This window comes from Bradyrhizobium sp. Kon10 (assembly GCF_055807395.1).
The window spans coordinates 22154-40296 of record NZ_JBVVOZ010000046.1; the positions used below are offsets into that span (position 1 = coordinate 22154).

20 protein-coding genes are annotated in these 18143 nt (G+C 63.9%); 11 read left to right on the plus strand and 9 right to left on the minus strand.

The genetic code is table 11. From position 1 onward, the window contains the following. Window positions 1–21: 21 nt before the first annotated feature. The 5 genes from AC0L2O_RS33680 to AC0L2O_RS33700 all read left to right on the plus strand — a co-directional run bounded on the left by AC0L2O_RS33680 (window position 22) and on the right by AC0L2O_RS33700 (window position 6148). Window positions 22–1824, plus strand: coding sequence for an adenine deaminase C-terminal domain-containing protein (locus AC0L2O_RS33680; protein ID WP_473372785.1), 1803 nt, complete (start codon window positions 22–24; stop codon window positions 1822–1824). Window positions 1825–1975: 151 nt separating this feature from the next. Next, the gene (gcl, locus tag AC0L2O_RS33685) at window positions 1976–3766 is read left to right on the plus strand and encodes a glyoxylate carboligase (protein ID WP_473372786.1); all 1791 of its coding nucleotides are present in this window, start codon (window positions 1976–1978) and stop codon (window positions 3764–3766) included. A gap of 11 nt (window positions 3767–3777) precedes the next feature. Continuing rightward, window positions 3778–4563 carry a hydroxypyruvate isomerase gene (hyi, locus tag AC0L2O_RS33690; RefSeq protein WP_473372787.1) on the plus strand — a complete coding sequence of 262 codons (786 nt, stop codon included), beginning with the start codon at window positions 3778–3780 and terminating at the stop codon, window positions 4561–4563. Between the two features lie 210 nt (window positions 4564–4773). After that, a complete protein-coding gene (locus tag AC0L2O_RS33695; RefSeq protein WP_369724996.1) occupies window positions 4774–5676 on the plus strand; it encodes a 2-hydroxy-3-oxopropionate reductase in 903 nt (300 codons plus the stop codon). An 88-nt stretch (window positions 5677–5764) separates the two neighbouring features. Continuing rightward, the gene (locus tag AC0L2O_RS33700) at window positions 5765–6148 is read left to right on the plus strand and encodes a DUF1236 domain-containing protein (RefSeq protein ID WP_473372788.1); all 384 of its coding nucleotides are present in this window, start codon (window positions 5765–5767) and stop codon (window positions 6146–6148) included. Between the two features lie 43 nt (window positions 6149–6191). Here AC0L2O_RS33700 and AC0L2O_RS33705 read toward each other — a convergent pair whose 3' ends face one another. From AC0L2O_RS33705 to AC0L2O_RS33715, 3 genes are all read right to left on the minus strand, one after another. After that, window positions 6192–6569, minus strand: coding sequence for a VanZ family protein (locus AC0L2O_RS33705; RefSeq protein WP_473372789.1), 378 nt, complete (start codon window positions 6567–6569; stop codon window positions 6192–6194). Between the two features lie 78 nt (window positions 6570–6647). Then, window positions 6648–7256 (minus strand): thiamine pyrophosphate-dependent enzyme, encoded by a 609-nt coding sequence (locus tag AC0L2O_RS33710; RefSeq protein ID WP_369724990.1) that lies wholly within the window; start codon window positions 7254–7256, stop codon window positions 6648–6650. Between the two features lie 10 nt (window positions 7257–7266). Next, window positions 7267–7833 (minus strand): thiamine pyrophosphate-binding protein, encoded by a 567-nt coding sequence (locus tag AC0L2O_RS33715; protein WP_473372790.1) that lies wholly within the window; start codon window positions 7831–7833, stop codon window positions 7267–7269. Window positions 7834–8089: 256 nt separating this feature from the next. On the opposite strand from AC0L2O_RS33715, the gene AC0L2O_RS33720 reads away from it, so the two are divergent. After that, window positions 8090–9139 (plus strand): hydroxyacid dehydrogenase, encoded by a 1050-nt coding sequence (locus AC0L2O_RS33720; RefSeq protein WP_473372791.1) that lies wholly within the window; start codon window positions 8090–8092, stop codon window positions 9137–9139. A 127-nt stretch (window positions 9140–9266) separates the two neighbouring features. Continuing rightward, a complete protein-coding gene (locus AC0L2O_RS33725; protein WP_369724985.1) occupies window positions 9267–9479 on the plus strand; it encodes a hypothetical protein in 213 nt (70 codons plus the stop codon). Window positions 9480–9548: 69 nt separating this feature from the next. On the opposite strand, the gene AC0L2O_RS33730 is transcribed toward AC0L2O_RS33725, so the two are convergent. Beyond that, window positions 9549–10028, minus strand: a complete 480-nt coding sequence (locus AC0L2O_RS33730; protein ID WP_473372792.1) for an Lrp/AsnC family transcriptional regulator — start codon at window positions 10026–10028, stop codon at window positions 9549–9551. A 142-nt stretch (window positions 10029–10170) separates the two neighbouring features. Here AC0L2O_RS33730 and ald point away from each other — a divergent pair, with 142 nt between their 5' ends. The 3 genes from ald (at window position 10171) to AC0L2O_RS33745 (ending at window position 12860) form a co-directional block, all read left to right on the plus strand. Continuing rightward, a complete protein-coding gene (gene ald / locus AC0L2O_RS33735) occupies window positions 10171–11286 on the plus strand; it encodes an alanine dehydrogenase (RefSeq protein WP_473372793.1) in 1116 nt (371 codons plus the stop codon). A gap of 222 nt (window positions 11287–11508) precedes the next feature. Further along, a complete protein-coding gene (locus AC0L2O_RS33740) occupies window positions 11509–11691 on the plus strand; it encodes a hypothetical protein (RefSeq protein ID WP_473372794.1) in 183 nt (60 codons plus the stop codon). 110 nt (window positions 11692–11801) lie between these two features. Next, on the plus strand, window positions 11802–12860 hold the full coding sequence (locus tag AC0L2O_RS33745; RefSeq protein WP_369724978.1) for a YeiH family protein: 1059 nt from the start codon (window positions 11802–11804) through the stop codon (window positions 12858–12860). 141 nt (window positions 12861–13001) lie between these two features. Here AC0L2O_RS33745 and AC0L2O_RS33750 read toward each other — a convergent pair whose 3' ends face one another. The 5 genes from AC0L2O_RS33750 to AC0L2O_RS33770 form a co-directional block, all read right to left on the minus strand. After that, window positions 13002–13874 (minus strand): ABC transporter ATP-binding protein, encoded by an 873-nt coding sequence (locus tag AC0L2O_RS33750; RefSeq protein ID WP_369724976.1) that lies wholly within the window; start codon window positions 13872–13874, stop codon window positions 13002–13004. Next, window positions 13871–14731 carry an ABC transporter permease gene (locus AC0L2O_RS33755; RefSeq protein ID WP_473372795.1) on the minus strand — a complete coding sequence of 287 codons (861 nt, stop codon included), beginning with the start codon at window positions 14729–14731 and terminating at the stop codon, window positions 13871–13873. Before AC0L2O_RS33755 ends, AC0L2O_RS33750 begins: the two co-directional genes overlap by 4 nt. Window positions 14732–14772: 41 nt before the next feature. Next, the gene (locus AC0L2O_RS33760; protein WP_473372796.1) at window positions 14773–16194 is read right to left on the minus strand and encodes an ABC transporter substrate-binding protein; all 1422 of its coding nucleotides are present in this window, start codon (window positions 16192–16194) and stop codon (window positions 14773–14775) included. A gap of 165 nt (window positions 16195–16359) precedes the next feature. Further along, entirely contained in the window at window positions 16360–17136 is a 777-nt protein-coding gene (locus AC0L2O_RS33765) for a Crp/Fnr family transcriptional regulator (RefSeq protein ID WP_409189416.1), read from the minus strand. 187 nt (window positions 17137–17323) lie between these two features. Next, a complete protein-coding gene (locus AC0L2O_RS33770; protein ID WP_409192927.1) occupies window positions 17324–17620 on the minus strand; it encodes a DUF971 domain-containing protein in 297 nt (98 codons plus the stop codon). A gap of 226 nt (window positions 17621–17846) precedes the next feature. On the opposite strand from AC0L2O_RS33770, the gene AC0L2O_RS33775 reads away from it, so the two are divergent. After that, window positions 17847–18143, plus strand: a 297-nt coding sequence (locus AC0L2O_RS33775; RefSeq protein WP_473372797.1) for an FAD-binding oxidoreductase, incomplete at its 3' end; no start/stop codon positions are given.

Genomic DNA, 18143 nt, shown 5'->3' on the forward strand with positions numbered 1-18143 from the left:
TAACGCCATGCGAGGATGCCGATGACCAAACTCACCCGCTTTGCCGTCGCGCCGCTGCATGCGATGACGCGGCGCCTGGCCGATGTCGCCTCGGGACGCGTCGTGCCGGACCTCGTCATTACGGGCGCGGCGGTGCTCTCGACCTATTCGGAACGCATTCATCCCGATCGGGAGGTCTGGATCACCGGCGGCCGCATCGCCGCGGTGAAGCCGGCTGGATCCGCCAAGAAGGTCTGGGGCAACGTGCCGCTCTACGACGCGGCCGGCGGCATCATCGCGCCAGGGTTGGTTGACCCGCACATTCACATCGAATCTTCCATGGTGACGGCCTGCGCCTATGCCGAGGCCGCGCTCCTCAACGGCACCACCACGATCTTCTGCGACAGCCACGAGATCGGCAACGTCATGGATGTCGCCGGCATCGAGGCGATGCTGGAGGACGCGCGCGAGGCGCCGCTCTCGATTTTTCTGACGGTGCCGTCGACCGTGCCGGCAACCTCGGCCGCGCTTGAGACTGCCGGCGGCGATCTGACGCCGGACAAGATCGCCGGCCTGTTCGATCGCTGGCCCGAGGCCGTCGGGCTCGGCGAGAAGATGGATTTCGTGCCGGTCACCATGGGCGACGAGCGCAGCCACGCGATCCTCGCCGCAGCCCTGAAGCGCGGGCGGCCGGTGTCGGGCCATGTGTACGGCCGCGAATTCGTCGCGGCTTATGCGGCGAGCGGTGTCACCGACACCCACGAGGCGATCGACCGCGACATCGCCGACGATTTGCTCGATGCCGGCGTCTGGGTTTTCCTCCGCGGCGGACCGCCGACCACGCCATGGCACTCGTTGCCGCAGGCGATCCGCACCATCACAGAGCTCGGCGCCTCGCACAAGCGCACGGCGGTGTGTACCGACGACCGCGATGCCGACGACCTTCTCTTGTTCGGCCTCGACTGGGTGGTGCGCGAGGCGGTGAAGGCGGGGATGTCACCGGAGCAGGCCTGGTCGATGGGGTCGCTGCATGGCGCGACGCGCTTCGGCATGGACGGCGATATCGGCGGGCTCGGCGGCGGGCGTCGCGCCGATCTCGTGTTGATGGACGACGATCTGAAGCCGCAATCGACCTGGTATGGCGGTGAACTCGTGGTCGAGAACCGCAAGATCACGTCGCGGCTCGATCAGGCGCTGTCGCAGCGCTATCAATATCCGAAGGCGGCCTATGCGACCGTGAAGCTGCCCGAGAAGTTGAAGCTGACGCCGGAGCTTCCCGCGAAGGCCTGCACGGTCAATGCGATCAAGACGGCGCTGCCCGGCATCACGCTGATCCACGAGAAGGTCGCGATCGAGTCGGCAAAAGACTGGCCGGCGCTGTTCGCCCGTTACGGCCTGTGCTTCGTCACCGTGGTCGAGCGCCACGGCAAGTCGGCCGGCAATGTCGCCTATGGCCTGCTCAAGGATTTTGGCCTGAAGCGCGGCGCGGTCGCCTCCAGTGTCGGCCATGACAGCCACAACATCATCATTGCCGGCACCAATGAAGGCGACATGCAAGTTGCCATTGCCGCCATCAGGGAGCATCAGGGCGCCGTCTGCGTCGTCGCCGACGGCAAGGTGAGGGCGCTGGTCGCCTTGCCGATCGCGGGACTGCTCTCCGACAAGCGCGTCACCGAGGTCGCCGAAGAGGTCAAGGCGCTGAAGAAGGAGTGGGCGGAGGCTGGCTGCACCATCCCCTACATGGGCTTCAATCTGATTCCGCTATCGGTCATTCCAGAAATTCGCATCACCGACAAGGGGCTGGTGCTGGTGCCGCAGATGCGGCTGGCGCCGCTGTTCGAGTGACCGCTTTCACGGATATCTCGATCTAAGCGCTTGAGGGCACCGCTGTTTTTCCGCAGCTGCCGCATCGTGGAAAATAAAATCGATCTCGTTGAGATTGTATCTCGCCCGCCTGATGATCTCGCTCGCTGACGCAACTTGAGCGAGGTCCGATATGGCGAAGATGCGAGCTATCGATGCAGCCGTGCGTATTCTGGAGAAGGAGGGCATCTCGACCGCCTTCGGTGTTCCCGGGGCTGCGATCAATCCGCTTTACTCGGCGCTGAAGAAGCGCGGCTCGATCCGCCACATCCTCGCGCGCCATGTCGAGGGCGCCTCGCATATGGCCGAAGGCTACACCCGGGCGAGGGCGGGCAATATCGGCGTCTGCATCGGCACCTCGGGGCCGGCCGGCACCGACATGATCACCGGGCTCTATTCGGCGATCGCCGATTCCATTCCGATCCTCTGCATCACCGGGCAGGCGCCGCGGGCGCGGCTCTACAAGGAAGACTTCCAGGCCGTCGACATCGAGTCGATCGCAAAGCCGGTGACGAAGTGGGCGGTCACCGTGCGCGAGCCGGCGCTGGTGCCGCGCGTGTTCAGCCAGGCCTTTCACGTCATGCGCTCCGGCCGGCCGGGGCCGGTACTGATCGACATGCCGCTCGACGTGCAGCTCGCCGAGATCGAGTTCGACGACGAGACCTATGAGCCGCTGCCGGTCTACAAGCCCAGCGCCACGCGAAAACAGGTCGAGAAGGCGCTGGAGATGCTCAACGCGGCCGAGCGGCCGCTGATCGTGGCGGGCGGAGGCGTCATCAACGCCGATGCCTCGGATTTGCTGATCGAGTTCGCCGAGATCGCCAACGTGCCGGTGGTGCCGACGCTGATGGGGTGGGGCGCGATCCCCGACGATCACGTGCTGATGGCCGGCATGGTCGGCCTTCAGACCAGCCATCGCTACGGCAACGCCACGATGCTGGAATCCGACTTTGTGCTCGGCATCGGCAACCGCTGGGCCAACCGGCACACCGGCTCGGTCGAGACCTACACCAAGGGGCGCACTTTCGTGCATGTCGACATCGAGCCGACCCAGATCGGGCGCGTGTTCAATCCCGATCTCGGCATCGTCTCGGATGCAAAGGCCGCGCTCGAACTTTTCGTGACCGTCGCCAGGGAGTGGCGACGTTCCGGCAGATTGCGCGAGCGCCAGGCGTGGCCCGCTTCCTGCCGCGATCGCAAGCGCTCGATGCTGCGCAAGAGCCATTTCGACAATGTCCCGATCAAGCCGCAGCGCGTCTATGAAGAGATGAACAAGGCGTTCGGTCGCGACACCACCTATGTCACCGTGATCGGCCTGTCGCAGATCGCCGGCGCGCAGTTCCTCGGTGTCTACAAGCCGCGCAACTGGATCAATGCCGGGCAGGCGGGGCCGCTCGGATGGACGCTTCCGGCCGCGCTCGGCGTCCGCGCCGCGTGTCCCGATCGCGACATTGTCGCGCTGTCCGGTGACTACGACTTCCAGTTCCTGATCGAGGAGCTCGCGGTCGGGGCGCAGTTCAACCTGCCCTACATCCACGTGGTCGTGAACAATTCTTATCTCGGCTTGATCCGCCAGGCCCAGCGCGGCTTCGATATGGATTATCACGTCCAGCTCTCGTTCGAGAACATCAACGCGCCCGAGCTCGGCGGCTACGGCGTCGACCACGTTGCCGTTGCCGAAGGTCTCGGCTGCAAGGCGATCCGCGTCACCGATCCCAAGGATTCGCAGGCCGCGTTCGCGACCGCGCGCGAATTGATGGCGAAGCATCGCGTGCCGGTCGTCGTCGAGTTCATTCTCGAACGCGTCACCAACATCGCAATGGGCACCGAGATCGACAATATCGTCGAGTTCGAGGAGGTGGTGGATCTGCCGCTCGACGAGGTCGCGACTGCGCGGCCCGGCGTGCTTCAACCGGCGGAGTAGAGGACAGCATCATGCCGAAATTCGCCGCCAACCTCACCATGCTCTTCAACGAGATGCCGTTCCTCGACCGCTTTGCCGCGGCGAAAGCCGCGGGCTTCACTGGGGTCGAATATCTCTTTCCCTATGATTTCGACAGGGCGCTGCTGCGCGAGCAGCTCGAAGCCCACGGCCTCATTCAAGTGCTGCACAATCTTCCCGCCGGAAATTGGGCGGCCGGTCAGCGCGGCATCGCGATCCTGCCGGATCGTGTCGCCGAATTCCGCGATGGCGTGTTCCGCGCCATCGACTATGCCAAGGCGCTCGATTGCGAGCAGCTCAATTGCCTGGTCGGCATCGCGCCCGATGATGCCGACCCGCGCGAGCTCAACGAAACGCTAGTCGGTAATCTGCGCTTCGCCGCCTCGACGCTGGCGCGGGAGAACATCAAGCTGCTGGTCGAGCCAATCAACACGCTCGACATTCCCGGCTTCTTCCTCCACGGCACCGAGCAGGCGGTGCAGCTGATCTCCGAGGTGCGGTCGAACAATCTGTTCATCCAGTACGACATCTATCACATGCAGATCATGGAGGGCGATCTCGCCCGTACCATGCAGGAATATCTTCCACAGATCGCCCACGTCCAGCTCGCCGATAATCCCGGCCGCCACGAGCCGGGCACTGGCGAAATCAACTATCCCTTCCTGTTCCGTCATCTCGACGCGATCGGTTACCGCGGCTGGGTCGGATGCGAATACAAGCCGCGGACCACGACGCTGGAAAGCCTGTCCTGGCACGCCGCGCAGACATTTGAGACGTGAGACACAACGGCAGTGCGCTCCCTCTCCCGCCTGCGGGAGAGGGCGGGGGGAGAGGGTGTCTCCGCGCCGGGAATTTCTGAGGTGCGCCGAGAAAATCCCCGGGCGGAGAGAGCCCTCACCAGGCGCTCCGCGCCGACCTCTCCCGCAGGCGGGAGAGGTGCACCGCGCGGGTGGATGAGATTTCGCTTATGCAACTGAGAGAGAAAGACCATGATCGACATCGGCTTCATCGGACTTGGCACCATGGGACGGCCGATGGCCGGCCATCTGCTGGCCGCGGGTCATCGCGTCTTGCTGCATGACGTCGCGCCGGTCTCGCCCGAGCTGATCGCGGCCGGTGGCATCGCCTGCAAGTCGGGCAAGAAGGTCGCGGAGGAGGCGGATGCCGTCATCATCATGGTGCCGGATACGCCGCATGTGGAGGCCGTGCTGTTCGGCAAGGATGGCGTGGCTGCCGGCATCTCCAAAGGCAAGATCGTCGTCGACATGAGCTCGATCTCGCCGCTGGCGACCAAAGAGTTCGCGAACAACATCGAAGCGCTGGGCGCGGACTATCTCGATGCGCCGGTGTCGGGCGGCGAAGTCGGTGCCAAGGCCGCCAGCCTCACCATCATGGTCGGCGGTCCCGAGCGCGCGTTCAACACCATGAAGCCGATCTTCGACAAAATGGGCAAGAACGTCACCCGTGTGGGCGCCAATGGCGACGGGCAGACAACCAAGGTCGCCAACCAGATCATCGTCGCCCTGACGATCGAAGCGGTCGGCGAGGCGCTGCTGTTTGCATCCAGGGCCGGCGCCAACCCTGCGCTGGTGCGGCAGGCGTTGATGGGCGGATTTGCCTCGTCGCGAATTCTCGAGGTTCATGGCGAGCGCATGGTGAAGCGCAATTTCGATCCAGGGTTTCGCATCGAGTTGCACCAGAAGGATCTCAACCTCGCGCTCGAAGGCGCGCGCGCGCTCGGCTTGTCCCTGCCGAGCACGGCGGTGGCGCAGCAATTGTTCTCGTCCTGCACCGCGCATGGCGGCAAGGGCTGGGACCATTCTGCGATGGTGCGTGCGCTGGAACTGATGGCGGACCACGAAATCGGCGCCGTTGGAAGTGTTACGGGGTAACAGTTGACGCTGCGTTCGCCACGGTGGAACCGGAACAATGATCCGGCTGCGCGGTTGATGGCGCACAACAACGCTGGAGAGTGTGGACATGAAAACCCGTCTTGCGATTTCGCTGGCTGCCATCTCGCTGCTGGCGTCAAGCGCAGCCTTTGCCCAGTCGACGACCGCCGAAGGCGCTGCGAACGGCGCCCGTGCGGGCGGCGACATCGGTGGTCCGGTCGGCGCGATGGTCGGCGGCACCGTGGGTGCAGCCGTCGGGGCAGGCCTGGAAATCCCGAATGCGATTCTCGGCGGCATCCCGCGCGATGATTCAGTCGTGGTTCACGAGCGCGTCGTGGTCGGCGAGCCGCTGCCTCCGACCGTGGTGCTGCGTCCCGTACCGAACTACACCGAGTATCGCTATGCGGTTGTGAACGATCGCCGCGTAATCGTCGAGCCGCGCACGCGCCGCGTCGTCAAGATCATCGACTGATCGGTTCGAGCTCAGGCTTTCAAGAGGCGGGCCCTGTGGAGTGTTACTCCGCGGGGCCTTCGCTTGTGGCGGCCGAGCTTGCGGCAAGGCGCGTCATGCCCCAACCGGCGACAGCGGCCAAGGCAAAGCCGATGCAAGCGGTGAGTGCGTCAACCACGAAATCCTCCAGCCGCGCATGGCGTCCTGGCGCCCAAAGCTGCATCAGTTCGAGCAGGCCGATCAGGACGACCGCGACCGCTGAGGTTGCCAGGCGGCGATGCGGATAGGCGAGGCCGAAAGCCAGTCCGAGCAGGACGAAGGCGAGCGCATGCTCGCCGTCCTGGCCAAGGTCGGAATGGGGCCGCAGGCCCGCCGGCCCGAGAGTCGCAAAGGTGATGGCGGCTGCGAGCAGCCAGGCAAAAGCGCGAACGAAAATGGACATCCGATGCGGATAGCACAGATTTGCCGCCGGCTGTCGCGGCGCCCTGATCAGATCGGCGTGTAGTTAATGACGGAACCTTTAAAGCGGCTCGCGCACGCCAAGGCCGTGCATGAAGCGCTCCCGGATCTGCACAGGGTCCCTGCGGGTGGCGCCGACGCCGGGCTTGTCGTCGATGCGCACAGCGATCAGGCTCGGCCCGGAAGCGGACATTGCGTCATCGACCAGACGCTCAAAATCCTCCTCGTCTGCGGCCCAGGCGCTGTTGGCAAGACCGGAGCCGGCGGCGATGGCGACGATGTCGGCGATACCGGCGGCCGGTGTCGCCTGCGCGCCGGTGATCTGATAGATGCCGTTGTCCATCACGATCATGACGAGGTTCTTCGGCTTCAGCGTCGCAATGGTCGAGAGTGCGCCGAGCTGCATCAGCAGCGAGCCGTCCCCCTCGAGCGCGAACACGCGGCGCTCGGGTTGCGCCAGCGCTACGCCAAGCGCGATCGGGAAGGCGAGGCCCATGCTTCCCAGCATGTAAAAGTTCTGCGGGCGGTGGCCGGCGGCCCAGAGGTCGAAATTGGTATTGCCGATGCCGCCGATCACGGCCTCTTCGTGCTTGAGCTTCGCGACCAGGCGCGAGGTCACATCGAAGCGGTTCATCACCTTGGTGTTGCGGGTGTGCATTTTTGAACTCATTTGGCCGGACTCACTTGTCGAACACCTTGCCGCCCGTGAGCAGCGGGCTGAGGATCAGCGCCACCGGCGCCTGCGTCGTGACCGCCTGCTTGATCGAGCGGTCGGTGATGAATTCGAGCTCGTCGAGGCGGGTGATGGTGTGATGCTCCAGCGCCAGCGAGTCCAGCACCGGGCGCATGGTGCGGCAGACCAGCGACTGGCCGTAGTTGAACTCGCCGAGCGTGCCGCGCTCTGAAACGAGCATGATCAGCGGTATCTGGTAGGGCACCGCGAGCGACGCGAGCACGTTGGCGAGGGTAGCAAAACCTGAGGTCTGCATCAGCACCGCACCGCGCCGTCCGCCCATCCAGGCGCCCGAGACGATGCCGACCGCTTCCTCCTCGCGGGCTGTCGCGAAGGTCGTAAAGAACGGATCGGCGTGCAGGTTCTTGATCAGCGGTGTCAGCACGCGGTCGGGCACGTAAGGCACGAGGCTGATCTCGTTCCGCTTCAGGGTTTGCAGGACAATGCCGTGCCAGCTGTTGTCGCTGGACGCCTGCGCTCCCTGGGGCGAGGTCTGCTGTTCCGCAATCGCCATTGCGTTCTCCCTTGAGCCGCGCATGCTTCTTCGTCTTGCCATTGTCCGGCGTCGCGGCGGCCTCTCGAAACTTGACGGAGCGAGCGGGATTGTCAACATGTCCCGGCCGGCACCGTGATCTGCGCCCGACGGCCTGCCGTGGTCGGCACCGCCATGTCATAAGCGGCAATAATGAGAAAACGGGAGGAACGCATGGAATGGACGCGCGCCGCGCTGACGCCTTGCGGATCTCCGCGAGAGCGCCGGAAGGGTCCTGATGTCCGTCAACAGCAAGCGCGTGTTCTACGTCAAATATCTGGCCAATCCGATCTACATCGATATCCTGAAGGCGCGGCCCGACGTCCGGCTCGATCGCATCGAGAACGACAGCCCCGAAGATTTCTACGCCCCGATCCTGAGTGCGGCACACGTCTACCAGATCGGGGCCGCGCGCGATGAACTGGCGTCCCATTTCCATGTCGACGCCGCCTTCCTGAAGCGCACGCCGAATCTCCTGCTCGTATCCAGCAATGGCGCAGGCTTCGATCCCGTCGATGCCGAGGCCTGCACGGATGCGGGCGTGCTGGTGGTCAATCAATCTGGCGGCAACGCGCATTCCGTTGCGGAACATGCGCTGGCGATGATGTTGACCCTATCCAAGCGCATCATCCAGTCAGACCGCCGGTTGCGCCGGGAGCGCGATGTCAACCGCAACGAGCTCGTCGGCAACGAGGTCGAGGGCAAGACCGTCGGCATTATCGGGCTCGGCAATGTCGGCCGCCGCATCGCCGCGCTGTGCAAGGGTCTGCTTGGCATGAAGGTGCTGGCCTATGATCCCTATCTTTCCGCCGAGGTCATGGCCGAGCGGGGCGGGGAGAAGGTCGAGCTTGACGAGCTGTTGCGCCGCGCCGATTTCGTCTCGATCTCCTGTCCGCTCAACAAGGGCAGTCGCAACATGATCAGCGTGCGCGAGTTTGCGCTGATGCAGCCGCATGCCTATTTCATCACCACCGCGCGCGGCTTCATCCACGACGAGGACGCGCTGCTTGGGGCGTTACGCGACAAGCGCATCGCGGGCGCCGGGCTCGACGTCTGGTCCAAGGAGCCGCCTCCGCCGGAGCACCCGCTGCTGCAGTTCGATAACGTGCTGGCGAGCCCGCACACGGCTGGCGTCACCATCGAGGCGCGCCAGAACATGGGTCGGATCGCCGCCGAGCAGGTCCTGGACACGCTCGACGGCAAGCGCCCGCCGCGCATCGTCAATCCTGAGGTCTGGCCGGTTTATGCCGCGCGCTTCAAGCAGGCGTTCGGGGTGATGCCGGGGTAGGGACAGCCACATTGTCATTCCCTGGCGCCAAGGACTCGCGCAGTCTGACCTTGATCCGCGTCAAATTCTCCTTCCCCGATTTGGGCAAAATGGGATTAGAGTGCCGCCGGGGCAGCAGGGAGGTCCCATGTCAACTTATGTCGTCAGGTTCATGAAGGACGTGCTCGGCGAGTATGGCCGGCAGAGTGAGATCTGCCAGGGCGCGATCGAGATCGACGCCGCCGACGAGGATGAGGCCAAGGAGCGGGCGAAGGCGAAGTTCTGCAAGGAACAGGCGTTGCATCACTGGTCCCTGCACGCCGATCGCATCCACATCAGAGCGGCCGATTTTCCGTCTTGAGGCCCCGTGAGGATCCAAAGCGCGATGGTAAATGATCATCGCGCTTTGGTTTATTCGTGAGCATAAGTGCTAGCGCTTCGCTTCGCCGAACACGACGGTCGGCACCGCGCGATTGACCACCTCGCGGAGCGCGAAGCTCGACTGCACCCGGGCGACACGCGGCAGGCGTGACAGCTCGGTGCGATGGATGCGCTCGAAATCCTGGATGTCGCGGGCGAGCACGATCAGGATGTAGTCGTCGGTGCCGGACATCAGGAAACAGCGCACGACGGAGGGGCATTTCACCACCTCCGCCTCGAACGCCTTCAGCGCCTCGTCGCTTTGGCTCTCAAGCGCAATCCGCACCAGCACCGTCGTGGTGAGGCCGAACTGCGCGAGGTCGAGCGCGGCCTGGTAGGCCTGGATGTAGCCGTCATCCTCCAGCGCCTTTTGCCGCCGCGCCAGCGCCGTGCTGGACAGGCCGACCTTGTTGGCAAGCTCGGTGTGGCTGGCCCGCGCATTGGTGGTGAGTTCCACAAGGATGGCGAGATCTTTCCGGTCGAGGGCCAAGGTTTTGTTTCCGGCGTCAAAGGCTGCTTCTGCGCTCGAAACCAGCGCGCGGGTTCCGAAACTAGCGGATATTCGCCCGAAACCAAACTGGCTCTGTCGCTACGATAACATCCGTGAATCAGGACGTCGGAAGGAGCCCAGCATGCGCGTCGGTGTGCCCAAGGAGATCAAGGTCCAGGAATATCGCGTCGGGCTCACCCCCGGCGCAGTCCGCGAATATGTCGCGGCCGGGCACCAGGTGCTGGTCGAGACTGGCGCCGGCAGCGGCATCGGTGCGTCGGATGAGGTCTATCGACGGGCTGGCGCGGCGATCGCCGGGACCGTCCGCGACATCTTCGCCAATTCCGACATGATCGTGAAGGTGAAGGAGCCGCAGAAAAGCGAATGGGCGCAGCTTCGCGAAAGCCAGATCCTGTTTACCTATCTCCACCTCGCGCCGGACCCGGAGCAGGCCAAGGGCTTGCTTGCGTCCGGCTGTACCGCGATCGCCTATGAAACCGTCACCGACGCGGCCGGTCACCTCCCTCTGCTCGCGCCGATGAGCGAAGTCGCCGGCCGCCTCGCCATCGAGGCCGCCGGCGCCGCGCTCAGGCGTTCGGCGGGCGGTCGCGGTTTGCTGCTGGGCGGCGTGCCCGGCGTGCAGCCGGCGCGCGTCGTCGTGCTCGGCGGTGGCGTGGTGGGAACGCAGGCCGCACGGATGGCGGCGGGCGTCGGCGCCGAGGTCACGGTGATCGACCGTTCGTTGCCGCGGCTGCGCGAACTCGACGATCTCTTCAGCGGCCGGGTGCGCACCCGCTTCTCGACCATCGAGTCGGTCGAGGACGAGGTATTCGCCGCCGACGTCGTGATCGGCGCGGTGCTGGTGCCGGGCGCCAGTGCACCGAAGCTCGTCACGCGCGCAATGCTGAAATCGATGCGGCCCGGCGCCGTGCTGGTCGACGTCGCGATCGACCAGGGCGGTTGCTTCGAGACCTCGCATGCGACCACGCACGCCGATCCGACCTACGAGGTCGACGGCGTCGTGCATTATTGCGTGGCCAATATGCCGGGCGCGGTGCCGGTGACGTCGAGCCAGGCGCTCAACAATGCGACCCTGCCGTTCGGGCTGATGCTCGCCAGCAAGGGCTTTGCCGCGGTGCTGGAAAATCCGCATTTGCGCAACGGGCTCAACGTGCATCGCGGCCGCATCACCAACAAGGCGGTGGCGGAAAGCCTCGGGTTGGAATTCGCGCCGGTCGGGAGCGGCCTCGCGGCGTAGAGGCTTATCTGGCTGGCGGCCGGGTGCCCGGCCAGCCAAACCGGCCAAAAGAAGAAAACTATTGAGCCGGGCGCGCCCGACAGAAGGAGTTTCCCTTCGGGGCGGCAAAAACGCCAATCGCTTCCATTGCTGTTTTGGCGGGAAACAACGACATTCCCGTCAGAAATTGATGGATCGGCGACGCTTATGGACCGCACAGGATTTGAGCCCTTTGGCGAGCAAATGGTGTCCGCGAAGGACGCCCAGCCGAAGTCGCGCGCCTCAAAGCTGCTGCTGCGGGCTGGCACCGGTCTGTTCTGGTCGCTGGTTGCGGCGATCGTGCTGGCCCGCGCCGCCTTCTTCGAGCCCGGCGTCTATGACGGCTTCAGCCACGTCGCGATGCTGGCCAAAAGCCTGATCTTCTAACGGCTTTTATTCCAGGCCGGGGATAGAACTCCCCTCGGGCCTGATATGTCGAAAACTTATTCCCCAGACGAGCGCCCCTGCGTATAAATCTTTCTCCTCGGGAGAGATTTGTGTCGCAGAATCAAGCATCCAGCCCGGCCGATTCCAAGCCGACCACGGCCGCCAGCCGCATCGTCGCGCTGATTCCCGGCATTCTCCTTTGCATCGCCGTGGCCGGCGTCTCGGCCCTGCTCGAACGCGGGGAATTGGGCGTGTTCGAGCATCCCTATGTCGAGGCGCTGGTGATGGCGATCCTGCTCGGCATGGCGCTCCGCAGCTTCTGGAAGCCGGCGCCGCGCTGGCAGGCCGGCATTGCTTTCAGTGCCAAGCAACTCCTCGAGGTTGCGGTGATGCTGTTAGGCGCCTCGATCAGCTTTGCCGCCATCGCCGCATCCGGGGTCGCGCTGCTCCTCTCGATCGCAGCCGTTGTCGTGATCGCGCTCTCCGTCTCTTTCGGATTGAGCCGTCTGCTTGGGCTGTCGACGCGGCTGTCGATCCTGATCGCCTGCGGCAATTCCATCTGCGGCAACTCCGCGATTGCGGCCGTGGCGCCGATCATCGGCGCCAACAGCGACGAGATCGCATCCTCCATTTCGTTCACGGCGATCCTCGGCGTCATGATGGTGCTGGGCCTGCCGCTGCTGATCCCGTTGTTGCAGCTGACGGCCACGCAATACGGCATCCTCGCCGGCCTGACCGTCTATGCCGTGCCGCAGGTGCTGGCAGCGACGGTGCCGGCCGGCCTCGTCTCGACGCAGATCGGGACGCTCGTGAAATTGATGCGCGTACTGATGCTGGGGCCCGTGGTCGTCGGCCTCTCGCTTGTCGCCGCGCGCTGGCAGACGGACGCCAAGAAGACCAATGTCGGCTTCTTCCGACTGGTGCCCTGGTTCATCCTCGGCTTCCTCGTGCTCGCGACCTTGCGCTCGCTCGAGATCGTGCCGGCCACGGTGGTCGGCCCGGTGACGAAGATCACCAGCTTTCTCACGGTGGTCTCGATGGCGGCGCTGGGTCTCGGCGTCGATGTGCGGGTGCTCGCCAATGTCGGCGGCCGCGTGACAGCGGCGGTCACGCTGTCGCTGATGCTGCTGTTAGGGATCAGCATCGCGCTGGTGCACTGGTTCAAGTGAACAGAGCGAAACTGCCGTAGGGTGGGCAAAGGCGCCAAAGCGCCGTGCCCACCATGTATCAGCATTCGTGATGAAAATGGTGGGCACGCTTCGCTTTGCCCACCCTACGGGACCGTCATCCGCGTAAGCGGGCGAAATAAACTAGATCACATCCGCCAGCGAGTGGCCGCGCAGCTCGATGTTGAGCCCCTGCATGCCGAGATCGGTGATCTCGCCGCCCATCGCCTTGATGCTTTCCTCCCGGATCAGCGACATCAATCCGCGGCGCAGCGCCAGGAATTCCGACGACATCATCATCGACTGCTGGCGCGGACGCTCCAGCGGAATCGGGATTTCGGCCTTGATCGAGCCGGGGCGCGCCGTCATGCAGTAGACGCGGTCGGAGAGGAAGATCGCCTCGTCGATGTCGTGGGTGACGAACAGCACCGAGATCTTCAGCCGCTGCCACATGTTGGTGAGGATCTGCTGCATGATGACGCGGGTCTGGGCGTCGAGTGCGCCGAACGGCTCGTCCAGCAGCAGCACCTTCGGTCCCGTCGCGAGTGCGCGGACGATGCCGACGCGCTGCTTCATGCCGCCGGAGAGCTTTTCCGGATAGTGCTTTTCGAATGCGTCCAACCCGGCAAGCCCGAGCAGAGTGCGCGCCGCGCGCTCGCGCTGCGAACGCGCCATGCCGCGCATCTTCAGGCCGAACTCGACATTCTCCCGCACCGTCTTCCAGGGAAACAGCGAATATTGCTGGAACACCATGCCGCGCTCGGCGCTCGGGCCGTTGACCTTCTCGCCGTCGACGGTGACGACCCCGGTGGTCGGCTTGAGGAAACCGGCGACCGCGTTGAGCAGCGTCGATTTTCCGCAGCCGGAGGGGCCGACGATCGAGACGAACTCGCCCGGGTTGACATGAATCTGCGTGTCCGTGACCGCCTCGACCGGCCCCTCGATGCTCTCATAACTGAGCGAGAAATTCTTGACCTCGATATGGCCCTGCGGTGCTTTGGTCAGGATCTCGTTCATTTCAGCCTCCACGGCATCACCAATTGTCCGGCGCCCCTGATCAGCAGGCTCGATCCGAGGCCGAGCACGCCGATCGCGATCATGCCGAGCGCGATGTCGGCATACTGGACCAGCGAGTAGGCTTCCCAGGTGAAGTAACCGATGCCGTACTGGCCCGAGATCATCTCGGCGGCGATCAGCGACACCCAGGCGACGCCCATCCCGACCGTGAGGCCGGTGAAAATGTGCGGCAGGGACGCCGGAAAATAGACCTCGCGGAAGATCGATCGTTCGCGCGCGCCGAGACATTGCGCGGCGCGCACCAGCACCGGATCGACCAGGGTCATGCCGTGCAGCGTGTTGACCAGGATCGGGAAGAACGAGCCGAGGAAAGTAATGAAGATGATGCTCTGCTCGTTGGTCGGCCACAGCATGATCGCCATCGGCACCCAGGCGATCGCCGGAATTGGCCGCAGCACCTCCGCCACCGGGAAGACGATTTCGTGCACCAGCTTGAAGCGGCCCATGACCAGGCCGAGCGGTACGCCGACGAGGGCTGCGAGCGAGAAGCCGATGAAGATGCGCCGGCAGCTCAGCACGATATGCATCAGGAATTTGGGATCGTGGATCGCCTTGGTGAAGCTCGCATAGACCGCAAGCGGCGACGGCACGTTGGTGAAGCGCACGAAGAACACGACACGATAGGTCGTCAGCAGGTGCCAGGCCAGCAGGAACGCGGCGAGCGAGACGATGCCGATCGCGATGGCGCGCAGTCCCGCCCGGTTGAGCCGGTACCAGCGCGACGCAAGCGTAGCGAACGAGGCCGGTGTCGTGGGCGCGGCGATGACGGTCACCGGCTCCGCCTCCGCGATTGTCATTGGCGTGCTGTCCTGGCGATGTCGGAGAGGGGCGGGGCTGCTCAAGTCTTGCCTCCGCTGACCGCCGCCTTCACTGCGTCATCGAAGCCGAGCACCTTGCCGCTGATCTTGGCGGCGTAGGCTTCGGCGTCCTTCTTGAGCAGGAACGGCGCGACGTCGCCGTTGCCGACCGCAAAGAAGGCTTGGTCGGCGAACAACTTGATGCCGCGCGTGGTGTCGAAGACATAGGCGACGTTGATCTTCTTGCCCTTGGCCTTGAAATCCGCATAAGCGCCGAGCGTGCAAGACGTGCTGGCGAAGGGCAGGATGCCGATCTCGTCCACCCAGACCTCACCGGCCTTGCGCGGATCGGCGATCGGCTTCTTGCAGAAACTGTCTTCGCCGGAGATTTCGTAGTTCTTGGTGCTGGCGAGCTGAGCGTCGTAATCGAGCTTCATCTCGGTGAACGCCTTGCGAATGTAGGAATCGTCAACCCACTTCTTGGGATCGAACTGCTTCATGCGGCCGAGATTCTGCAGCACCTTGACATCGGTCGCAGCCGCATCGATCAGCGCGGGCTTGATCGTGGGATCGGTCGTCATGTTGCCGCCCGGCCCCAGGAAGATATAGACGACCTCCTTGTTGATGCCGGTCCATTCCTGGATTTTCTCAGCGGCAAGCTTCGGATCTGCACGCAGCCACTGGTTGGCGGCGATGAGCGCCTTCTCATATGCGACGACGACTTCCGGATATTTTTCGGCGAAGTCGGTGCGCACAACAACACCGTGCCAGGTCGGCAGGTTGGTTTCGACGCCGTCAAAGATCTTTCGCGCGAAGCCGCGGAACGGCAGCAACTCCGCGAACGGGACGAAGTCGGCGTGGGCGTCGATCTTCTTTTCCTGGAGGTTGGTCGAGCCGACCTCCGGACTCTGGCTGACGAGCTGGAAGAAGTCGGGTCCATAGCCGCGGTCCTGCATCGCCTTCAGCACCATGCCGTGCGCCGCGGAGCCGAACGGGACGCTCACGAGTTTGCCCTTGAGATCGGCGAGTTCGTAGTAGGGCGAATCCTTGTGGACGACGATTCCGTTGCCGGAGCCGGACAGGCTGTAGGCAGCGACGCCGATCAGGCGGCTCTTGCTTTCGGGATTGCTCTCGAAGGTGAAGCCGTTCACGATCAGCGGATAATCGCCCATCATGCCGATCTGGAGCTTGTTGGCCATCATCGCATTGGTGACGGGCGGACCGGACGTGAAATTCTGCCACTCCAGCTCAAACTTGATGTTGGCGTATTTGCCGTCCTTCGGCAGGTACTTTTCAAGGAGATGCAACTGGCGGATCACGACGCCGGCGGTCACCGTATTGGTCGTGGTGTCCTGTGTTCCGATACCGAGCGTCACCGTTTCCGCTGAGGCCGGCTGCGCAAGGAGCATCGCCAGCGACGTCACTGACGTCGCGATCGAGAGCGTGGGAAGATGGCGGACCATTCTCATCCTCATTCGGTTGGCCGGGCTGTGGTTGCCATGATTGGGTGAGGGCGCAGACAGGGCAAATCCGGAATTACCGCCGCAGTCGATTAGTTGCCGGGAAAAGCCGATTGCATACTCCTTGGGCAGTCCTGCACTATAAAGCCGCTTGTCTGTGCAGCGGTCTTAGTCGCTGCCTTGACCGCGCATCTCTTCCAGCACGTCGGGCCGGCAGACCACGATCTGCGAGCGCTTGGTCAAGACGATTCCCTTTTCCTGCATGCGCTTCAGGCTGATCGTCACCCATTGCCTTGTGGCGCCGACCATGTGGGCGATGTCGGCATGGGTAAAGGCCGCCGCGATCACCCGGCCGTCGGCATCCTCGACGCCATAGAGATCGACGAGATGCAGCAAAAGATGCGCGAGGCGCTGCGTGATCGAGCGCGTTCCCAGCATCTGCGCCAGCGCCGAATAGCATTTGCCCTTGAAGGTCAGGCCTTCGATGAGGCCGATCGCGAGATTCGGTATCTCGACGGCAAGCGATCGCAGCTCTTTTCCGGGCAGGTGCACCACGCTGCAATTGCTGGATGCAACACCGGACCATTGGTGCACGGTGCCTTCGAACACTTCGGGCCCGCCGACGAAATTGCCGACATGCCAATAGGCCAGCGTGATCTCGCGCCCGAGCGGCGAGGTATAGAACACACGAATCCGGCCGCTCTCGATCAGCCAGATACCGTCATGCTTGCCGCCCTGGCTGAATAGTGTCTGGCCGCGGTTGAGGACCTTGCGGCGGCCCTGTTTCAGCACCAGTTCCCGCTCGCGCGGCGTCAGCTTGTCCATCAGCGGCGGCGGGCCGCCGATCCATTGCTGGTTTTCGGTGAGCAGCAGCGATGAGCTGCCGGCAGGCCGGACCGTTGCGGGAATCGTCCCGCGAACCACATTGGCCGCCTGCAACATCATCTGCCTCCGGAACGTTGAAATCGTTCGAAAGCGGAGCAATGTCCGTGCCAGTCACACAGCTGTCATCGCCCGGCTCGACCGGGCGATCCAGTATTCCAGCGAAAGCAATGGGATACGGTCAGGCCGCGGCGTACTGGATTCCCGCCTTCGCGGGGAATGACAGCGGAGCGCGGAGGCCGAGCGCGCCCTAGCGCCCCGTCAGGGTCAGCAGATACGGCTTGGGGTAAATCCCGCGGTTATGCCCATCCGAAAACGAGATGTTCAGCCCGTAGCCGAGATCGCCGATCTCGGTGATCGCGATCCCCGGGAAGCGCTCGGGAAAGCGCTCGTCGAAGCGGGCGCGGGTGCAGTGGGCGCATTTGCAGGAGAGGCGAAGCTGCTCGGCGGGCAGGCTGAGTGCATCGCCCTCGGTTGTGCGAACGAGGAGCGTCGCGAGATCGGCGCTTGCCTCATAGTCCGCAACGGTCGGTGCCACCAAGGCCATGGTCATGACGTGTCTCCGAGCGCTCTTCTACATTGTAGCTGACGTGCGCGAATAGCAACTAATTGCCGGCGGAAGCGCGGCGAGCTATCTCGCCTGACGTTCGCTGCCTTCTCTTCAATCATCGTCCGCGAAATGTGAAACTAATCGACCGGGATTTCCAGTTCGGCGTTGCCGGATTCCCGTCTCTCCGAAATTTTGTGCCGCAGTCGTGGGCCAAGGAGAGATGATGAGCGCATTTCAAAAGGAAACGGTTTTGTCGGTCCGGCACTGGACCGACTCGCTGTTCAGCTTCACCGCGACGCGCGATCCCGGCTTCCGGTTTCAGAACGGTCAGTTCGCGATGATCGGGCTCGAAGTCGAAGGCAAGCCGTTGATGCGGGCCTACAGCATGGCCAGCGCCAATCACGAAGACGCGCTGGAGTTCTTCTCGATCAAGGTTGCGGACGGCCCGCTCACGTCGCGGCTGCAGAAGATCAGGGAAGGCGACATCATCCTGGTCGGCCGCAAGGCCACGGGTACGCTG